This is a genomic window from Sphingomonas sp., assembly GCF_013816785.1.
Classification (GTDB): domain Bacteria; phylum Pseudomonadota; class Alphaproteobacteria; order Sphingomonadales; family Sphingomonadaceae; genus Sphingomicrobium.
The window spans coordinates 23,121-37,348 of the sequence record NZ_JACDDV010000017.1 but is presented as its reverse complement, the minus strand read 5'-3'; the positions used below and the strand labels follow the sequence as shown (position 1 = coordinate 37,348).

The window sequence follows — 14,228 nt, the reverse complement described above, 5'->3', positions numbered from 1 at the left end:
TCGAGCTTGGGCATGTTAGACTCCTGGACCCGCCCCGGCGCCACCCTAATGTTCGATCAACCGCGGCGGCCGGTTACACCCGCAATCAGATGGAAAATGCGCGGCGGGCGAACTCGGGCGCAATGGTAGCGATTATTGCGGAAAAAATGGTGCGGGATGCAGTCTGATGCAAACCCGTATCGGTTGATATTCCCTGTCACCTGAGAAATACAGGGAAAGGGTTTTTTAGACTTATGCACCCTTGAGGTGGCCAAGAACCCTCTTTGAGCCATTCCAAGGGTCTAGTTCCCTGAGCACTGAACAGGGATTTTAATATGCGAAGACGTTACTGTTGCCACCCGCCCCCTAGCGCCCGGAACAAATCGATCTGAGCAAACACGATATTAGCATCAGCGGCCGCCAACGCGGCTTGCGCGTCCGCAGCGGTCCGTTCGGCATCGAGCAATTCGAGCGAATTTATATCGCCTTCTCGTTGGCGGATGCGGGTAATTCGCGCCGCGACTTCAGCTTGGTCGCGGGCACCGCGCAGCGCATCTCGCCGGATGACCGTCTGGCGGTAATACGACAATGCAGTCTCGACCTCCTGCAGTGCCCGGAGGACGGTGCCATCGAACGTCGCCAGTGTGGCCTGGGTGTCCGCTCGTGCACCGGCAAGCCTGGCTCTCGCCGCAGTGCGGTTAGCCGTCCAATTGATCAACGGACCTATCAGCCAGGTCACGGGATTGGCGCCGAAAATATTGCCCAGGCCAGTTGCGCTCGACCCGATGGAACCGCCGAGTGTAATGCGCGGATAGAGATCCGCGGTGGCGACGCCGATCCTGGCGGTCGCAGCCGCCAGCCGACGTTCCGAAGCGCGCACGTCCGGTCGACGCGCGAGCAAGCTGACTCCGTCGCCAACCGGTATTGGCCGTTCTAGGTGCAGGGAGGAGCTTAGCCAAGCAACGTTCCCCGGCAGGTCGCGCGGCGCCCGCCCGGTGAGCGTCGCAAGGCGGAACAAGGCGCCTTGCCGCTGCGCTCGCAGCAAGGGAATATCGGCCCGCCGCTGGTCGCGCAGCGCGGCAATGCGCGCGGTGTCGAGGCCTGTGGCGAGGCCGACCTGATGCCGCCGCTCGGTCAATGCCAGCGATTGATTGAGCAAGGTTACGATCTTTTCGGCGACGGCAATCCGTTCCGCCGATGACGCTGCATCGACATACGCCTGCACGGTGTCGGACACGACAGTGACGCGAACCGCATCGGCATCGGCCGCCGCTGCCTCGCTATCGCCCCGCGCCGCCTCGATCCCGCGGCCGATGCGGCCAAACAGGTCGACCTCATAGGCGACACCGGCCTGGCCATTGACCTGAATGTCCGTGCGATTGGCGCCCGACGCTGACGGACCCGCCAGGCGGCCATATTGCGCGCTACCGCCGAGGCCAAGTTGCGGTTCCCTTGCACCTTGCTCTTCGCGGACCAGCGCACGCGCCTTGGCGAGATGCGCGACGGCAACGCGCAGGTCAGTGTTGGCGAACAGCGCGTCTTGGACCAGGGCGTTGAGCACCGGATCGTCATAGAGCCGCCACCAATGATCGTCCGGTTGGGAGTCAGCGACGATCGCGGACGACGACCCTCCGATGAACGGACCAGCGGCCGAAGCCGCGACCGATCGCGGCGTATAATTGGGTCCCGCGGCACAGGCGGCGAGCGCCAGCGCCGAAACCAACGTCAGTACTCGTGCGACCATTATCCGAACCTTTTTCATTCTGCGGAGGCGAGCGCGACTGGCGGATGCCCCTGACGCGCCGCGAACCGGTCGCCGATTCCTCGGCAGACGACATAGAATGTCGGCGTGAAGATCAGCCCGAATACGGTGACGCCGGCCATTCCGAAGAAGACGGCGGTCCCGAGCGCCTGGCGCAGTTCCGCTCCTGCCCCGGTGGCAAGCAACAGCGGCACGCTGCCCAGGATGAAGGCAAAGCTTGTCATCAAAATGGGCCGAAGTCGATCGTGCGCAGCGCGTACCGCCGCTTCGACCGTGGACATGCCCGCCGCCTCGTCCTGACGCGCGAATTCGACAATCAGGATCGCGTTCTTCGCCGCCAGTGCGATCAGCACGACGAGGCCGATCTGCGTCAGCACATTATTGTCCATGCCCCGCAGATGAACGCCCGCCATGGCTGCCAGCAAGCACATCGGGACGATCAGAATTATCGACAGCGGCAGGATTAGGCTTTCGAACTGCGCCGCTAACACGAGGAAGATGAACAGGACCGCCATGCCGAAGACCAAGCCCGAAGTGCTTCCGGCGGCCTTTTGCTGATAGGCAATGCCGGTCCATTCGGTCGAATAGCCGGCGGGCAAGGTATCCGCGGCAATCTTCTCCATACTCTTCAGCGACTGGCCGGAGGAGAATCCGGGGGCGGTGTCGCCGTCGATTTCGACCGCGGGGAAGCCATTGTATCGCGACACACGATACGGCCCTGTGCGATCCTGGAAGGTCGTCATCGATCCCAACGGCACCATCGCACCAGAGTTCGACCGCGTACGCAAATTGGCGATATCCGCCTCGTTCGCGCGATAGGGTGCATCGGCTTGGGCGGTGACTCGATAGGTTCGGCCGAGCAAGTTGAAGTCGTTGATGAAAGTCGACCCTAGGTAGACCTGCAACGCTTCGAACACGCGTTCCGGCGGGACCCCCAGCAAATCGGCCTTTTCACGATCGACATCGGCGAAGACGCGCGGCGTCGAAACATCGAACAGGGTATAGACCTGGCTGAGGCCCCTCGTCTGGTTGGCCTTGCCGATCAGTCCCCATGACAGGCCGGACAATTTTTGCGGCCCCTGCCCGTTACGGTCCTCGACAATCATCCGATAGCCGCCAGCGGAGCCGAGGCCCTGGATCAGCGGCGGCGGGACGATGATCAGCCGCGCCTCATTGATGTCGGCGGTCCGCTTTTGGGCTTCGGCCATGATCCCAGCTAGCGTGACACCGAGCTTCTTGCGTTCCTGGAACGATTCTAGCGGGACATAAGCGGCCGCGGCGTTCGGAGCCTGCGTCTGCGACGCGCCGTCGAAGCCCGCAAGCATGACCGAACCCTTGACGCCCGGGATCGGCAGGATCCGCGCCGCGACCTTGCGCATGACCGCGTCGGTCCGCTCGAGCGAGGACCCAGGCGGCAGCTGGATGACAGTCAAGAAATAGCCCTGATCCTGGGCCGGGATGAAGCCGGTCGGCGTGATCGCGAACAGGCCGACTGTCGCGACGATAAGGACCGCATAGGCCGCCATCATCCGCTTCGGCATTAGCACCAGGCGATGCGTCATTTGCGAATAGCGATGGCTGAAGCGATCGAACACCCTGTTGAACTTGTGCCCCGCACCTCGAAGCAGGGTCGTCACTCGCCCGCCCGGCTTATCCTCGCTGTGCGGCTTGAGCAGGATCGCCGCCAGCGCCGGTGAAAGAGTCAGCGACACGAGCAGCGAGATCAGCGTCGCCGCCGAAATCGTCACCGCGAACTGGTGATAGAAAGCGCCCGACAGCCCATTGAGGAACAACGTCGGCAGGAACACCGCGCACAGCACTAACACGATTGCCACCAGCGCCGCCGCCACCTCGTCCATCGATGTCCGCGCGGCATCCAGCCCGGACAGTCCGCGGGCCAGATTGCGCTCGACATTCTCGACCACGACGATAGCGTCGTCGACGACGATTCCGATCGCCAGCACCAGCCCGAACAGCGACAGACTGTTGAGCGAATAACCGACGGCCAACAGGATCGCAAAGGTCCCGATCAACGACACCGGAATGGCGACGACCGGGATGACAGCGGCGCGCCAGCGCTGGAGAAAGACGATCACGACCAGCACGACGAGCAGGATCGCTTCCAGTAGCGTGTCGCGAACCGCGTCGATCGATTGCGCGATGAATTCGGTCGGGTTGTAGATAATCCGGTATTCCAGCCCCGGCGGGAAGCCTTTCGCCATGGTGTCCATTTCCGCCTTGACCACGGCGGCGGCGGCGAGCGCGTTGGATCCCGGCCGCTGGAAGACGCCAAGGACGACGGTTGGATCGCCCGAGAGATAAGTATTCGAGGCGTAGTCGGCGGCGCCGAGTTCGACCCGGGCGACGTCGGAAACGCGCACTTGCCGGCCATCGGCATCGGTCCGGATGACGACCTTGGCGAACTGTTCCGGGTCGGACAGCCGACCCTGAGTTTCGACATTGACCTGGAATGCGCCGCCGCTTGAATAGGGCGGCTGGCCGAGCGTGCCGGCGGCCACCTGCACATTTTGCGCGCGAAGGGCGCTGACGATTTCCCCGGCCGTCAGGTCGAGTGCTGCCGCCTTGTTGGGGTCGATCCAGACGCGCATCGCGTAATCGCGCGATCCGAACAGGCGGGCATCGCCAACCCCGTCCAAACGGGCAATCCGGTCGCGAACTTGGGTCAGGGCATAGTTGGATATATAGCCGCGATCGAGCGAGTGGTCGGGCGAGATCAGGTTCACGACCATGAGGAAGTCGGGCGATGTTTTGCGCGTAACAATGCCGAGCCGCTGAACCTCTTGCGGCAGGCGCGGCACCGCGATCGCGACGCGATTCTGGACGAGAACCTGCGCGGCATTAAGGTCCGTGCCTTGCTTGAACGTCACCGTGATCGCCAGATTGCCGTCGCCTGTCGATTGTGACGACAGGTAGAGCATGTCGTCGACGCCATTGATTTCCTGTTCGATAGGTGCCGCCACGGTCGACGCGACGGTTTCGGCATCGGCGCCCGGATAGGCGGCATTGACCGTTACGGTCGGCGGGACGATGTCAGGATATTGCGACACCGGCAAAGCGAAATAGGCGATTGCCCCCATCACCGTGATGAGGATGGAGATCACGGCCGCGAAGATGGGTCGCGTAATGAAGAAGCGCGAAAAACGCATTTGGAATTCTCCTCGCCCGCAGGCGGCCGTATCAATGGGTCGGTTAGAAGTCAGCGACCGGTGAACGTCGCCTCGCCGCTAAACGAGACGGGCAAACTCGCCGACGCAGCGGCAGCTTGCTGGGGCAGGATCCTGCCCGCGCGGACCTGAACCTTGGTCCCCGGCATCGCAAGTTGCGAGCCGCTGATGATGACCCGATCGGACGCGCTCACGCCAGACCGAATGACCCGCAGCCCGTCGATCAGCGGACCGACGGTTACCGGGCGCGGTCCGACGGTTCCGTCCGGACCGACGATCATCACGACTTTGCGCGCCTGGTCGGTCTGAAGTGCCGAATCTGGAACGAGCAGAGCCGTCGTCGCCAGGCTGGTCGACAGCCGCATGTTGCCGAACATCCCGGGCGTGAGGAACTGCGTTGGATTGGCGACAACCGCGCGCAGGCGGATCGTGCCCGACCGCTGGTCGAGGCCATTGTCGGTGAAATCGAGGCGGCCGTGCCAGCGATAGTCCGCCTCATCCTGCAGGCGGATATCGACCGCTGAGCTGGCGGCACCGCTTTCCCGCGCGCGGCGTGCCTTGAGGAACAGTGCCTCGGACGCGTCGAACGTAAAATAAACGGGGTCGAGAGCGTTGATCGTCGTCAGGAGCGATCCTTCGGCGCCGCTACCGCCGCCTTGGACGAGGTTACCCGGATCGATCCGCCGGTCGGAAATCCGGCCAGAGATCGGGGCGCGGACCCGGGTGAAGTCGACATCGAGCGCGCGCGAGTGGACCCGCGCGTTGGCCGCGGCCAACGCCGCCTCGACCGCCTGCACGCGCGCTCTCAGGCGATCCACGTCGCTGCGGGAAACGGCGTCCGCCGAAAGCAGGCGCTGCGCCCGGCCATAGTCTTCCTGCGCCAAAACGAGGTCGCTTCGCGCCCCCATGACCGCGGCGCGAGCCTCCGCCAAAGCGGCGAGAAACGGACGTGGGTCAATCGTGTAGAGCAATTGTCCGCGGCGAACGACGGCCCCGTCAGTGAAATGGACCGCGATCACCGCGCCGGAGACGCGCGGTCTGACCTCGACGCTCTTGCTGGCCTCAAAACGGCCCGAATAATCATCCCATTCGGCAATCTGTCGCGACAAGGGCGTGGCCACCGTCACGGTGGGGGACGGCGGCAGCGCCGCGACCGGGACGCCGCGCGATTCCAGCATCACGACCCCCGCAACTAGCGCGATAGGCAATGCTACCAGCGCCACTTTCTTGGACCATGGCAGCTCGGCGACGATCACCTTCATCGAACGCGGCCGATCAACGCGGTCATCAGCCTTAATTTCGGTGAGCTGGTTCATCGGGTCGTCCTCCGACGACGGGCCCTACGCGCTTCGCCGACGCTGTGCTGGATCAGTTCAAACTGGTCGGTGGTAAAGCCCGCTTCCAGGAAGCCAGCGATCTCCGCCTTCGGTACGTTCCAGACATTGTTCCAGGAAAAGATCGCGATCCGCCGCAAGGTTTCGAGACGCTCGTTGCCGAGGCGATTAGGCTGCGAGATTCCGAACAGGCCCGTAAGCGCCGATACCAACCGGCCTGGCTCGCGGATGCTTGACAGGCCGTCGCGCTCGGCCATGGCGACGATCGACCATTCCAGCGCGGAAAGTCGCGCCTGCGATGCACCGGACCCGATCATCGCGGACGGCTTCGCGGGCGGAGTGGAGGCCGGTGACCGGCGCAGAGCGGAAAGGGCCAGGCTAGCCATGAATATTCTCCTGTTCGGCAAGCACAACTTGCCGCTTCCGGCGGGAGAACCGCGGAGTGGATGGTTCCGTCGGCGCAGGTTTCCGTTCGTCGCGACAGCAGTTGCTGCACGCCGGAAATCTGCGCCGAAGTGATGTTGAACGGGGGGCCCGCTCCTTACGGCGCGGTATCTTGCCCGGGTTTGCGGATGTTACGCGTCGCTTTTTCCTCGACGGCCTGAAACCGTTCTTCTATACTCATCGGTATAGAATGTGCGTTCATTGTGGTCAAGACTTCAATACTGCTCGGTACGAAATTTTTTTCGTCTATTTGCCGGGCCACATGGCCAGACTAGTCTCGACTAGCGATTGAAGTTGGGCCTCAGTCGCACCGCTGCCGGCTTGGACCGACATGCCTTGGAGGATCGCGCCAAGATAATTGCAAAGACCCTCGACATCGACGTCCGCTGCAAGATCGCCTTCGTCCTGCGCTCGCTCCATTCGATCGCACAGCGCCCGCTGTGACGAACGGCGCCGCTCCATCAATTCTTCGCGAATCGAATCGGCCTCGGGGCTGCAACTCACCGAGCTGATGACGCGCATGCAGCCTCGCGGCTCGCAGTCGCGCGTTTGCATTTCCAGTGCGCCCCGCAACAGCCTCTCGGCGACGTCGCGTGACGTCCGCGCTTTCAATGCTTCGCCGACATAAGCGAGCTTCTCTCGCTCATATAAATCGAGCGCCTTGCGAAAAAGTGATTCCTTGTTGCCGAATGCCGCGTAAAGGCTGGGCCGGGTAATGCCCATGGCACCGGTCAGATCGGTCAACGAGGTGCCTTCATAGCCCTTCGTCCAGAACACGCGCAGGGCGGCCGACAAGGCTATGTCAACATCAAATTCTCTTGGTCGCCCCTTGCAGGCGCGCTGAGCCAAACATTCCATAACGCTTGGTACATAAGTGGAATTGTGCAGGCTGTCTAGCTCAACTCCCAAAGCAACAGTTTGTTTTCATGGACATAGCCATGCCGCTTCGACATGGACCGAGGCCAAGTCGCCCTGTCACGGATGCTCCACTCGATATGACCGGACCATTCGGAAGGAATGCAGGGGCGCTGAATGTGTTTCCACGCATTTTCGGATATTCAGCCGAATGTCGCTTTCGACCCATTGCGGACATTATCGACGTTGAGCTGACTGAGACCAGGTTCGTCGCTAAGCTTGCTGCCGAAGCGCGCACCGATCTTTCCCCGGCACGCGCACCGCTCCTCAGCAGACACGAGGTTCTTCTTCAGATTGACCGGGCCGGCACAATCGGCGAAAGCTCGGCTTGACGTAATATCGACCAAGCGGACATGAGCAATGAATTCAATGACGATGTTACAGACCGCTTCCATCCTGCTGCTGCTCACCGCGGCCGGGGGCATCTTAATGGCCTTCCGGCGCATCGCCCAGAAGGCCAATCCGCCATCATGGCTGGCGATGGCGCATGGCTTCCTTGCAGCCTCGGGGTTAACCCTTTTGGCCTACGTCGGTCTAACCGACCGCGTTGAAGGCGGCGCGATGCTCGGTCTCATTCTATTGGCCGTCGCAGCGGGCGGAGGCGTAGTCATGAACCTCGGCTACCACCTCGCTGGAAAGCTTCTCCCGTTGTGGCTGCTCTACCTCCACATCGCGCTCGCTGCGGCCGGAACGTTGCTCGTCGCTTGGGGCGCTTGGGCAATCTGAACGGGACGGCGTTTTCTGTGGTGCCAGACTGACCGCCGTGTTTGGTCGCAACCGGCCCCAATCCCCCGCTCGCGCGTTGTCCGCTCATGAAAAAACTTCCCGGCTACACCTCCTTCCCCTTCTCCCACGGCGGGACGGAGCGAACCGTCTATCGCAAGGGGACGGGGCCCGGGGTGGTCGTGATGCACGAGGTTCCCGGGATCTCTGCGGAGGTGCTTCGCTTTGCCGACAAGGTGGCGGATGCGGGGTTTACGGTGTTCATGCCGCATCTGTTCGGTACGCTCGGGCGCAAGACCAATCCGGTCGATCGGATGTTCCAGCTTGCCCGGGTGTGCATCAGCCGCGAATTCCACGTGCTTGCCGAGGACCGGTCGAGCCCGATCACTGACTGGCTGCGCGCACTGGCGGGGCGAGTGCATGAGGAGATTGGCGGAGTCGGCGTGGGCGCCGTGGGGATGTGCGTGACGGGCAATTTTGCGCTGACCATGACGCTCGACCCGTGGGTAGTTGCGCCGGTGATGGGGCATCCGTCGTTCCCGCTACCGCTGACGCCCGCCAAGGCGGCGGCGCTGCACGTAACGCCCGAGACCCTGGTCAATGCGCGGCGGCGGATCACGGACGAGGGGCTCAAGGTCATGGGCGTGCGGTTTCATGGCGATGCCTTGTTCTGCCGCGCAGCGCGGTTCGCGACCTTGCGGCGCGAGCTTGGCGAGGGATTCGAGGGGATCGAGCTCCCCGGGCGGTCGAGCAAGGTCAATCCCGAGCCGCCACATAGCGTTCTGACCATCGGGCTGATCGACGAGGAAGGCGAACCGACGCGGGAAGCGATCGAGCGCGTGCTTGGGTTCTTGCGAGAGCGGTTGCGGGTCCGGGAAGCGCGGGCCGACGCGAAGTAATCCGCGCCGTCGGACGGGTTCGGTCGGACCAGTGCCGACTGCCCCCCGCCCGGCGGGTCGTGTAAAAAAGCCCGGCCATTTCTGACCGGGCTCCCCGCGTCGCGCGCGCCTAAACAACATGCAACCTGCCTTCAATGCAAGTGGAGCGATAGCGGCCCTTTCGATTGGTGTCAGCGTGCTTCAGCGGCGCAATTTCGGGAATGTCCGCTCTCGACTCAAAGCGGCCATGGTAGTGAGTACTGGGGTCGCTTGCTTTCGACCCCGATCAGAATCCGGATTTACGAGCGTGTAAAAGGTCGGCGATCCCGAGGTATGCCGATGACAATGTCGACGGCCTCACCCTTTCCCCTACCCCAACACATCGAATGACGCGGCTTGACCTATTTGCGGGTCTTTCGCGCCGCATAGCGTGCATCGCGGGCGGCCTTGAGTTCGGCTCCGGTTGACGGAGCGGGCACTGTTGCTGCCTCGGCGGCGACGTGGGCTTTGGCTTGCTTAGCCGCAGCAGCCTCGGTGCTCTTGGCGTTCCGCTTCTCGGCGTGCGCCGCGTCGCGCTTGAGGCGCGCTTCATGACGCGCCGCGACGACCTTCTCATCCACCGGTGGCTTGGAGCGCAAAGCGTCCAACGCCTTTTGCCGCGACTTCGCCGCCCCGGCCAAGCGGTCTTCAAGCGAGGGATTATGATTCGATTTCATCGTGCGCGGACGCCTGGAGAATGGAAAGAATGAGAGTGATCAATGAATGGCGCTGTAGGGCTGATCGAAACCCTTTGCTAGTTATGCGAAACGGGGACGCGGAAGCAGCAGGGCGAGAGAAAATAGCGGATTTCTGAGGCTTACTGTGTAGCCCAACTAATCTCCAGGCGGACTTGTCTCTCTTAAGGGCGTCACAAGCCTCGGATATTTCGGCCAAATTTTCGCCGACAATATCACCTAAGTAATTGTAAACGCAGAGAAAAACTGTATGGTGCCCAGGGACGGGATCGAACCGCCGACACTGCGATTTTCAGTCGCATGCTCTACCAACTGAGCTACCTGGGCCCACGTCCAGCGCCGGTCGGCGCCGGAGCCTGTCCTGAGCGCCGCCGCAGGGCGGCGTCGACGGGCGTTGCGCGCTCTAACTGTCCGTCCGGTCGCTGTCCAGCCCGCCCATTTGGCCACCGTCCTCGTCAGCCGGCGGGCCGGCGATGCGATAGCCTTCGCCTAGCCAATTGAGCAAATCGCGATCCTTGCAGCCACGGCCGCAGAAGGGGGCTTGGTCGACGCTGGGCGGCTTGCCGCACACCGGGCAGGGCTTAGGCAGGTTCGGCATGGCCGCCTGACATGGCAAGCGATGCATCGGCGCGCAAGGTCACATGGCCGCCCACTTGCCGTGCGAGTCGGGCGAGCCAGTCGCGGTTCCGTTCGAGGACGGCAATCACGGACGGATGGGCGGCAAGGCGGGTCGCACCAACTTCGCGCCCGGCCCGGCGGACGAGGGCGAGGGCCTCGAACGCCCCGCGATCAGCGGCCAGTTCGAACAGCGAGGCATGGCGGCGCGGGCGGACGATCTGGAGGAAGCCGAAGCCGTTGACTGCGGTCCGCTCGAAAGGCTGCGGCAGGATGGTATCGACCGCTTCGGCGGCCGCCTGGCGTGCGCCTTTGTTTCCCGCGGTCGGCAAGTCGATGCCGATCGATCCGGCAATGCCGTGGCGGCGGATCGCAACGGCGGCGGCGCGGGCACCTGCGACCGCCAGTTCGGCCGGCGGCAAGTGACCGTCGATATCGATCAGGGTCATCGCCGGGGTCAGCGAGACCCGCAGCTCGCCGCCGGGAAAGGCGATCAGCCCGGTTCGCGCCTCGTCGAGAAGATCCGACCAGCCCGCCGGCTCGAGCTCGTCGGTCGGCGACGGCCAGGCAAGCTCGCGGCCTTGCGGGGGGGGCGCAGCACCCGGCGCTTCCTCGCTGAAGCGCGCCAGCGGCCGCTTCCACGGCTCGGCCCCGCCCAGCGCTTCGCGGGTGACTTCAATCAACAATCTGCCACCCTCGGTGATGCCGGGTGCGCCCTTGGGCAGGAGATATTCCTGACCCTCGGCAATGGCCACAGCGTTGCGGCCGACGCTCGTCAGCCGCGCTTGGAGGATCGTCCCGGCGGGCACGACGCCGTCGCGCATGATGCGCGCCTCGACGATGCGGCCGTCGTCGATCAGTGCGAGGCGGGTCTCGCCGATCCCGCGCTCGATCCACCATTCAGGCAAGCGTATAACCCGCGCTCTTGAGCAGATGGCGAGTCTCGGTCAGCGGTAGGCCCACGACGTTCGAATAGCTGCCGGCGATGTGGCGGACGAACACTTCGCCATAGCCTTGCAGGGCATAGCCACCGGCCTTGCCGCGCCACTCGCCGTGTCCGGCGTAATAGTCGATTTCTTCGCCGGAAAGCCGCTTCATCGCGATTATCGTTTCGACAAGCCGCGTGCGTAGGCCCAATCCGGGGATGGCGAGCGCGACGCCGGTCAGGACGCGGTGGCGGCGGCCGGAAAGCAGCGCCATGCAATGTCGCAGCATGGCTTCGTCCTCGACTTTGGGCAGGATGCGCCGACCGACCGCGACAACGGTGTCGGCGGCCAGCACTAGATCGGAGGAATGGCGCGCGGCAACGGCGGTCGCCTTCTCCGACGCGAGGCGGAGCGCGTGAACGCGGGGCAGTTCGCCCTTGGGCACGCTCTCGTCGATGTGGGCGGGGTCGACCGCGTCGGGCACGACGCCGATCCGCGCGAGCAGGTCGAGGCGGCGCGGGCTCGCCGAGGCGAGAATCAGCCTCAAGCCGGGGTCTGGCCGGGGCCCCCGCGTCCGGGCATGAAGCGATAGGTGATGCGGCCCTTGGTCAGGTCATAAGGAGTCAGTTCGACGAGGACTTCGTCGCCGACCAGCACGCGGATACGGTTCTTGCGCATCTTGCCGGCGGTGTGGCCGAGGATCTCATGGCTGTTCTCCAGCTCGACGCGGAACATCGCATTGGGCAGCAGCTCGACCACCCGTCCGCGCATCTCGAGAAGTTCTTCCTTGGCCAAAAGATCGGTCTCCGTGATTGTTCAAAAGTCGCGGAGCCTTAGCGGCGCATTGATCAAATGTGAAGGAGGACGATCAAATGGTCAGGATCGTCGATCCGGTCGTCTTCCGACCCTCGAGCGCGCGATGGGCCTCGGCCGCGTCCTTGAGCGCGAAGCGCTGCTTGACCTCAACCTTGACCTTTCCACTTGCGACGATGGTAAACAGGTCGCTCGCCGCCCTCTCGATATCTTCCCTCGTGGCGAGATAATGAGTCAGGCTCGGGCGGGTAAGGAACAGCGACCCTTTCTGAAGTAGCAGATTTGGCGAAATCGGCTCCGGGACGCCCGATGCATTGCCGAAGCTGACCATCAATCCACGGGGCCGGAGGCAGTCGAGCGACTGGACGAAGGTGTCTTTGCCGATTGAATCATAGACCACCGGCAGCTTCGACCCGCCGGTAATGCGCTGGACCTCGGCCACGAAATCTTGGCGCGTATAGACGATCGGATGGTCGCAGCCATGGGCGCGAGCCAGCTCCGCTTTCTGGTCGCTGCCGACGGTGCCGATCACCGTTGCCCCGAGCGCCTTTGCCCATTGGCAAACGATCAGCCCGACCCCGCCCGCCGCTGCATGGATCAGGATCGTGTCGCCGCTCTTCACCGGATAGATTTGCCGCAGGAGGAATTGGGCCGTCATTCCCTGAAGCATCATGCCCGCCGCTTGATCGGAGCTGATCGAGTCCGGCAGCTTCACGAGACGATCCGCTGCGATCAGCCGTTCTTCGGCATATCCGCCGACGGGCCCCGCGTAAGCGACACGGTCACCCGGCTCGATGTATTCCACACCAGAACCAACGGCGCTGACGATCCCCGCGCCTTCACCCCCGGGGATGAATGGCAACGGCTGTGGATACAAGCCTGAACGGTGGTATACGTCGATGTAGTTCAGGCCCACGGCTTCCTGCGCAAGGCGGACCTCACCGGGGCCGGGCTGTCCGACCTCGACTTCTTCCCACTTCAGAACGTCGGGTCCACCCGTCTTATGGATTCGAATTGCGTGCGTCATGGCGTGCAGATGGGCAGGCGCTCATCCAAAGTAAAGCCCCGCCGCGGCGCACCACGACGGGGCTTGATTCAAGCGGAGGCGGGGCGATTCACCCCGTGCCGTGGGCCGCCAGCGCTGCCAGCAACAGCAGGGCCACGATGTTGGTGATCTTGATCATCGGGTTGACCGCCGGGCCGGCGGTGTCCTTGTAGGGATCGCCGACCGTGTCGCCAGTAACCGCGGCCTTGTGGGCCTCGCTGCCCTTGCCACCATGATTGCCATCCTCGATGAACTTCTTGGCATTGTCCCACGCTCCGCCGCCCGAGGTCATCGAGATAGCGACGAACAGGCCGCCGACGATGACGCCGAGGAGTAGCGCGCCAAGCGCGGCGAACCCCTGCGCCTGGCCGGCGACTGCGGTGATCACGAAATAGACCAGGATCGGGGCGAGCACGGGGAGCAGGCTGGGCACGATCATTTCCTTGATCGCCGCCTTGGTGACCAGGTCGACGGTCCGCGCATAGTCGGGCCGCGATGTGCCATCCATGATGCCGGGGTTGGTGCGGAACTGCTCGCGCACGTCCTTGACCACATCGCCCGCTGCGCGGCCGACCGCGGTCATCCCCATCGCGCCGAACAGATAGGGCAGCAGCGCGCCAAGCAGCAGCCCGACAATGACGTAGGGATTTTCAAGGCTGAAATCGACGTTCAGGCCGGGGAAGAACTCCTTCAGGTCGGTGGTGTAGGCGGCGAACAGTACCAGCGCGGCAAGGCCGGCCGATCCGATTGCATAGCCCTTGGTCACCGCCTTGGTGGTGTTGCCGACCGCGTCCAGAGCGTCGGTTTTCTCGCGCACGCTGTCATCGAGGCCCGACATTTCGGCGATGCCGCCGGCGTTGTCGGTGACCGGGCCA

Annotated in this window: 15 protein-coding genes and 1 tRNA gene; 3 read left to right on the top strand and 13 right to left on the bottom strand. The window is 63.6% G+C overall.

Annotated features, from left to right (window positions below; all coding sequences use genetic code 11):
• Positions 1 to 325 precede the first annotated feature (325 nt).
• The 4 genes from H0W65_RS05535 to H0W65_RS05520 are packed head-to-tail and all read right to left on the bottom strand — an operon-like array spanning position 326 to position 6,517.
• Positions 326 to 1,723, bottom strand: coding sequence for an efflux transporter outer membrane subunit (locus H0W65_RS05535; protein WP_294004940.1), 1,398 nt, complete (start codon positions 1,721 to 1,723; stop codon positions 326 to 328).
• A 14-nt stretch (positions 1,724 to 1,737) separates the two neighbouring features.
• A complete protein-coding gene (locus H0W65_RS05530; RefSeq protein WP_294004937.1) occupies positions 1,738 to 4,908 on the bottom strand; it encodes an efflux RND transporter permease subunit in 3,171 nt (1,056 codons plus the stop codon).
• A gap of 50 nt (positions 4,909 to 4,958) precedes the next feature.
• Complete coding sequence (locus H0W65_RS05525) at positions 4,959 to 6,188, bottom strand: efflux RND transporter periplasmic adaptor subunit (RefSeq protein WP_294004942.1); 1,230 nt, start codon at positions 6,186 to 6,188, stop codon at positions 4,959 to 4,961.
• A gap of 50 nt (positions 6,189 to 6,238) precedes the next feature.
• Positions 6,239 to 6,517, bottom strand: a complete 279-nt coding sequence (locus tag H0W65_RS05520) for a hypothetical protein (RefSeq protein ID WP_294004934.1) — start codon at positions 6,515 to 6,517, stop codon at positions 6,239 to 6,241.
• Here H0W65_RS05520 and H0W65_RS05515 point away from each other — a divergent pair.
• Positions 6,516 to 6,779: a hypothetical protein gene (locus tag H0W65_RS05515; protein WP_294004931.1), complete on the top strand. Its 264-nt coding sequence runs from the start codon at positions 6,516 to 6,518 to the stop codon at positions 6,777 to 6,779. The two genes, H0W65_RS05520 and H0W65_RS05515, sit on opposite strands and share 2 nt — an antisense overlap.
• A 171-nt stretch (positions 6,780 to 6,950) precedes the next feature.
• Here the strand turns inward: H0W65_RS05515 and H0W65_RS05510 are convergent, their stop codons facing one another.
• Complete coding sequence (locus H0W65_RS05510; protein WP_294004928.1) at positions 6,951 to 7,562, bottom strand: TetR/AcrR family transcriptional regulator; 612 nt, start codon at positions 7,560 to 7,562, stop codon at positions 6,951 to 6,953.
• 432 nt (positions 7,563 to 7,994) lie between these two features.
• Between H0W65_RS05510 and H0W65_RS05505 the strand changes: the two genes are divergently transcribed.
• Together H0W65_RS05505 and H0W65_RS05500 are read left to right on the top strand one after the other, a co-directional pair.
• Positions 7,995 to 8,345: a hypothetical protein gene (locus tag H0W65_RS05505; RefSeq protein WP_294004926.1), complete on the top strand. Its 351-nt coding sequence runs from the start codon at positions 7,995 to 7,997 to the stop codon at positions 8,343 to 8,345.
• A gap of 86 nt (positions 8,346 to 8,431) precedes the next feature.
• Positions 8,432 to 9,241 (top strand): dienelactone hydrolase family protein, encoded by an 810-nt coding sequence (locus H0W65_RS05500; RefSeq protein WP_294004924.1) that lies wholly within the window; start codon positions 8,432 to 8,434, stop codon positions 9,239 to 9,241.
• A gap of 380 nt (positions 9,242 to 9,621) precedes the next feature.
• Here H0W65_RS05500 and H0W65_RS05495 read toward each other — a convergent pair whose 3' ends face one another.
• The 8 genes from H0W65_RS05495 to H0W65_RS05460 form a co-directional block, all read right to left on the bottom strand.
• The gene (locus H0W65_RS05495; protein WP_294004922.1) at positions 9,622 to 9,936 is read right to left on the bottom strand and encodes a DUF6481 family protein; all 315 of its coding nucleotides are present in this window, start codon (positions 9,934 to 9,936) and stop codon (positions 9,622 to 9,624) included.
• 269 nt (positions 9,937 to 10,205) lie between these two features.
• A tRNA-Phe gene (locus H0W65_RS05490) sits at positions 10,206 to 10,281 on the bottom strand.
• Positions 10,282 to 10,357: 76 nt separating this feature from the next.
• Complete coding sequence (locus H0W65_RS05485) at positions 10,358 to 10,552, bottom strand: DNA gyrase inhibitor YacG (RefSeq protein WP_294004920.1); 195 nt, start codon at positions 10,550 to 10,552, stop codon at positions 10,358 to 10,360.
• Complete coding sequence (locus tag H0W65_RS05480) at positions 10,536 to 11,477, bottom strand: ribonuclease (RefSeq protein WP_294004918.1); 942 nt, start codon at positions 11,475 to 11,477, stop codon at positions 10,536 to 10,538. The genes H0W65_RS05485 and H0W65_RS05480 overlap by 17 nt, the downstream gene beginning before the upstream one ends.
• Positions 11,470 to 12,042: a nucleoside triphosphate pyrophosphatase gene (locus H0W65_RS05475; protein WP_294004915.1), complete on the bottom strand. Its 573-nt coding sequence runs from the start codon at positions 12,040 to 12,042 to the stop codon at positions 11,470 to 11,472. Before H0W65_RS05475 ends, H0W65_RS05480 begins: the two co-directional genes overlap by 8 nt.
• Positions 12,039 to 12,290, bottom strand: a complete 252-nt coding sequence (infA, locus tag H0W65_RS05470) for a translation initiation factor IF-1 (protein WP_294004912.1) — start codon at positions 12,288 to 12,290, stop codon at positions 12,039 to 12,041. Before infA ends, H0W65_RS05475 begins: the two co-directional genes overlap by 4 nt.
• 73 nt (positions 12,291 to 12,363) lie before the next feature.
• On the bottom strand, positions 12,364 to 13,335 hold the full coding sequence (locus H0W65_RS05465) for a quinone oxidoreductase (RefSeq protein ID WP_294004909.1): 972 nt from the start codon (positions 13,333 to 13,335) through the stop codon (positions 12,364 to 12,366).
• Between the two features lie 88 nt (positions 13,336 to 13,423).
• Positions 13,424 to 14,228: sodium/proton-translocating pyrophosphatase (locus H0W65_RS05460; protein ID WP_294004906.1), on the bottom strand; the 805-nt coding region annotated here is incomplete at its 5' end.

Excerpts from the sequence above, each read along its gene's own strand:
- H0W65_RS05535 (WP_294004940.1), bottom strand. The coding sequence starts at position 1,723 with ATGGTCGCACGAGTACTGACGTTGGTTTCGGCGCTGGCGCTCGCCGCC.
- H0W65_RS05530 (WP_294004937.1), bottom strand. The coding sequence starts at position 4,908 with ATGCGTTTTTCGCGCTTCTTCATTACGCGACCCATCTTCGCGGCCGTG.
- H0W65_RS05525 (WP_294004942.1), bottom strand. The coding sequence starts at position 6,188 with ATGAAGGTGATCGTCGCCGAGCTGCCATGGTCCAAGAAAGTGGCGCTG.
- H0W65_RS05515 (WP_294004931.1), top strand. The coding sequence starts at position 6,516 with ATGGCGACGATCGACCATTCCAGCGCGGAAAGTCGCGCCTGCGATGCA.
- H0W65_RS05520 (WP_294004934.1), bottom strand. The coding sequence starts at position 6,517 with ATGGCCGAGCGCGACGGCCTGTCAAGCATCCGCGAGCCAGGCCGGTTG.
- H0W65_RS05510 (WP_294004928.1), bottom strand. The coding sequence starts at position 7,562 with ATGGAATGTTTGGCTCAGCGCGCCTGCAAGGGGCGACCAAGAGAATTT.
- H0W65_RS05505 (WP_294004926.1), top strand. The coding sequence starts at position 7,995 with ATGTTACAGACCGCTTCCATCCTGCTGCTGCTCACCGCGGCCGGGGGC.
- H0W65_RS05500 (WP_294004924.1), top strand. The coding sequence starts at position 8,432 with ATGAAAAAACTTCCCGGCTACACCTCCTTCCCCTTCTCCCACGGCGGG.
- H0W65_RS05495 (WP_294004922.1), bottom strand. The coding sequence starts at position 9,936 with ATGAAATCGAATCATAATCCCTCGCTTGAAGACCGCTTGGCCGGGGCG.
- H0W65_RS05485 (WP_294004920.1), bottom strand. The coding sequence starts at position 10,552 with ATGCCGAACCTGCCTAAGCCCTGCCCGGTGTGCGGCAAGCCGCCCAGC.
- H0W65_RS05465 (WP_294004909.1), bottom strand. The coding sequence starts at position 13,335 with ATGACGCACGCAATTCGAATCCATAAGACGGGTGGACCCGACGTTCTG.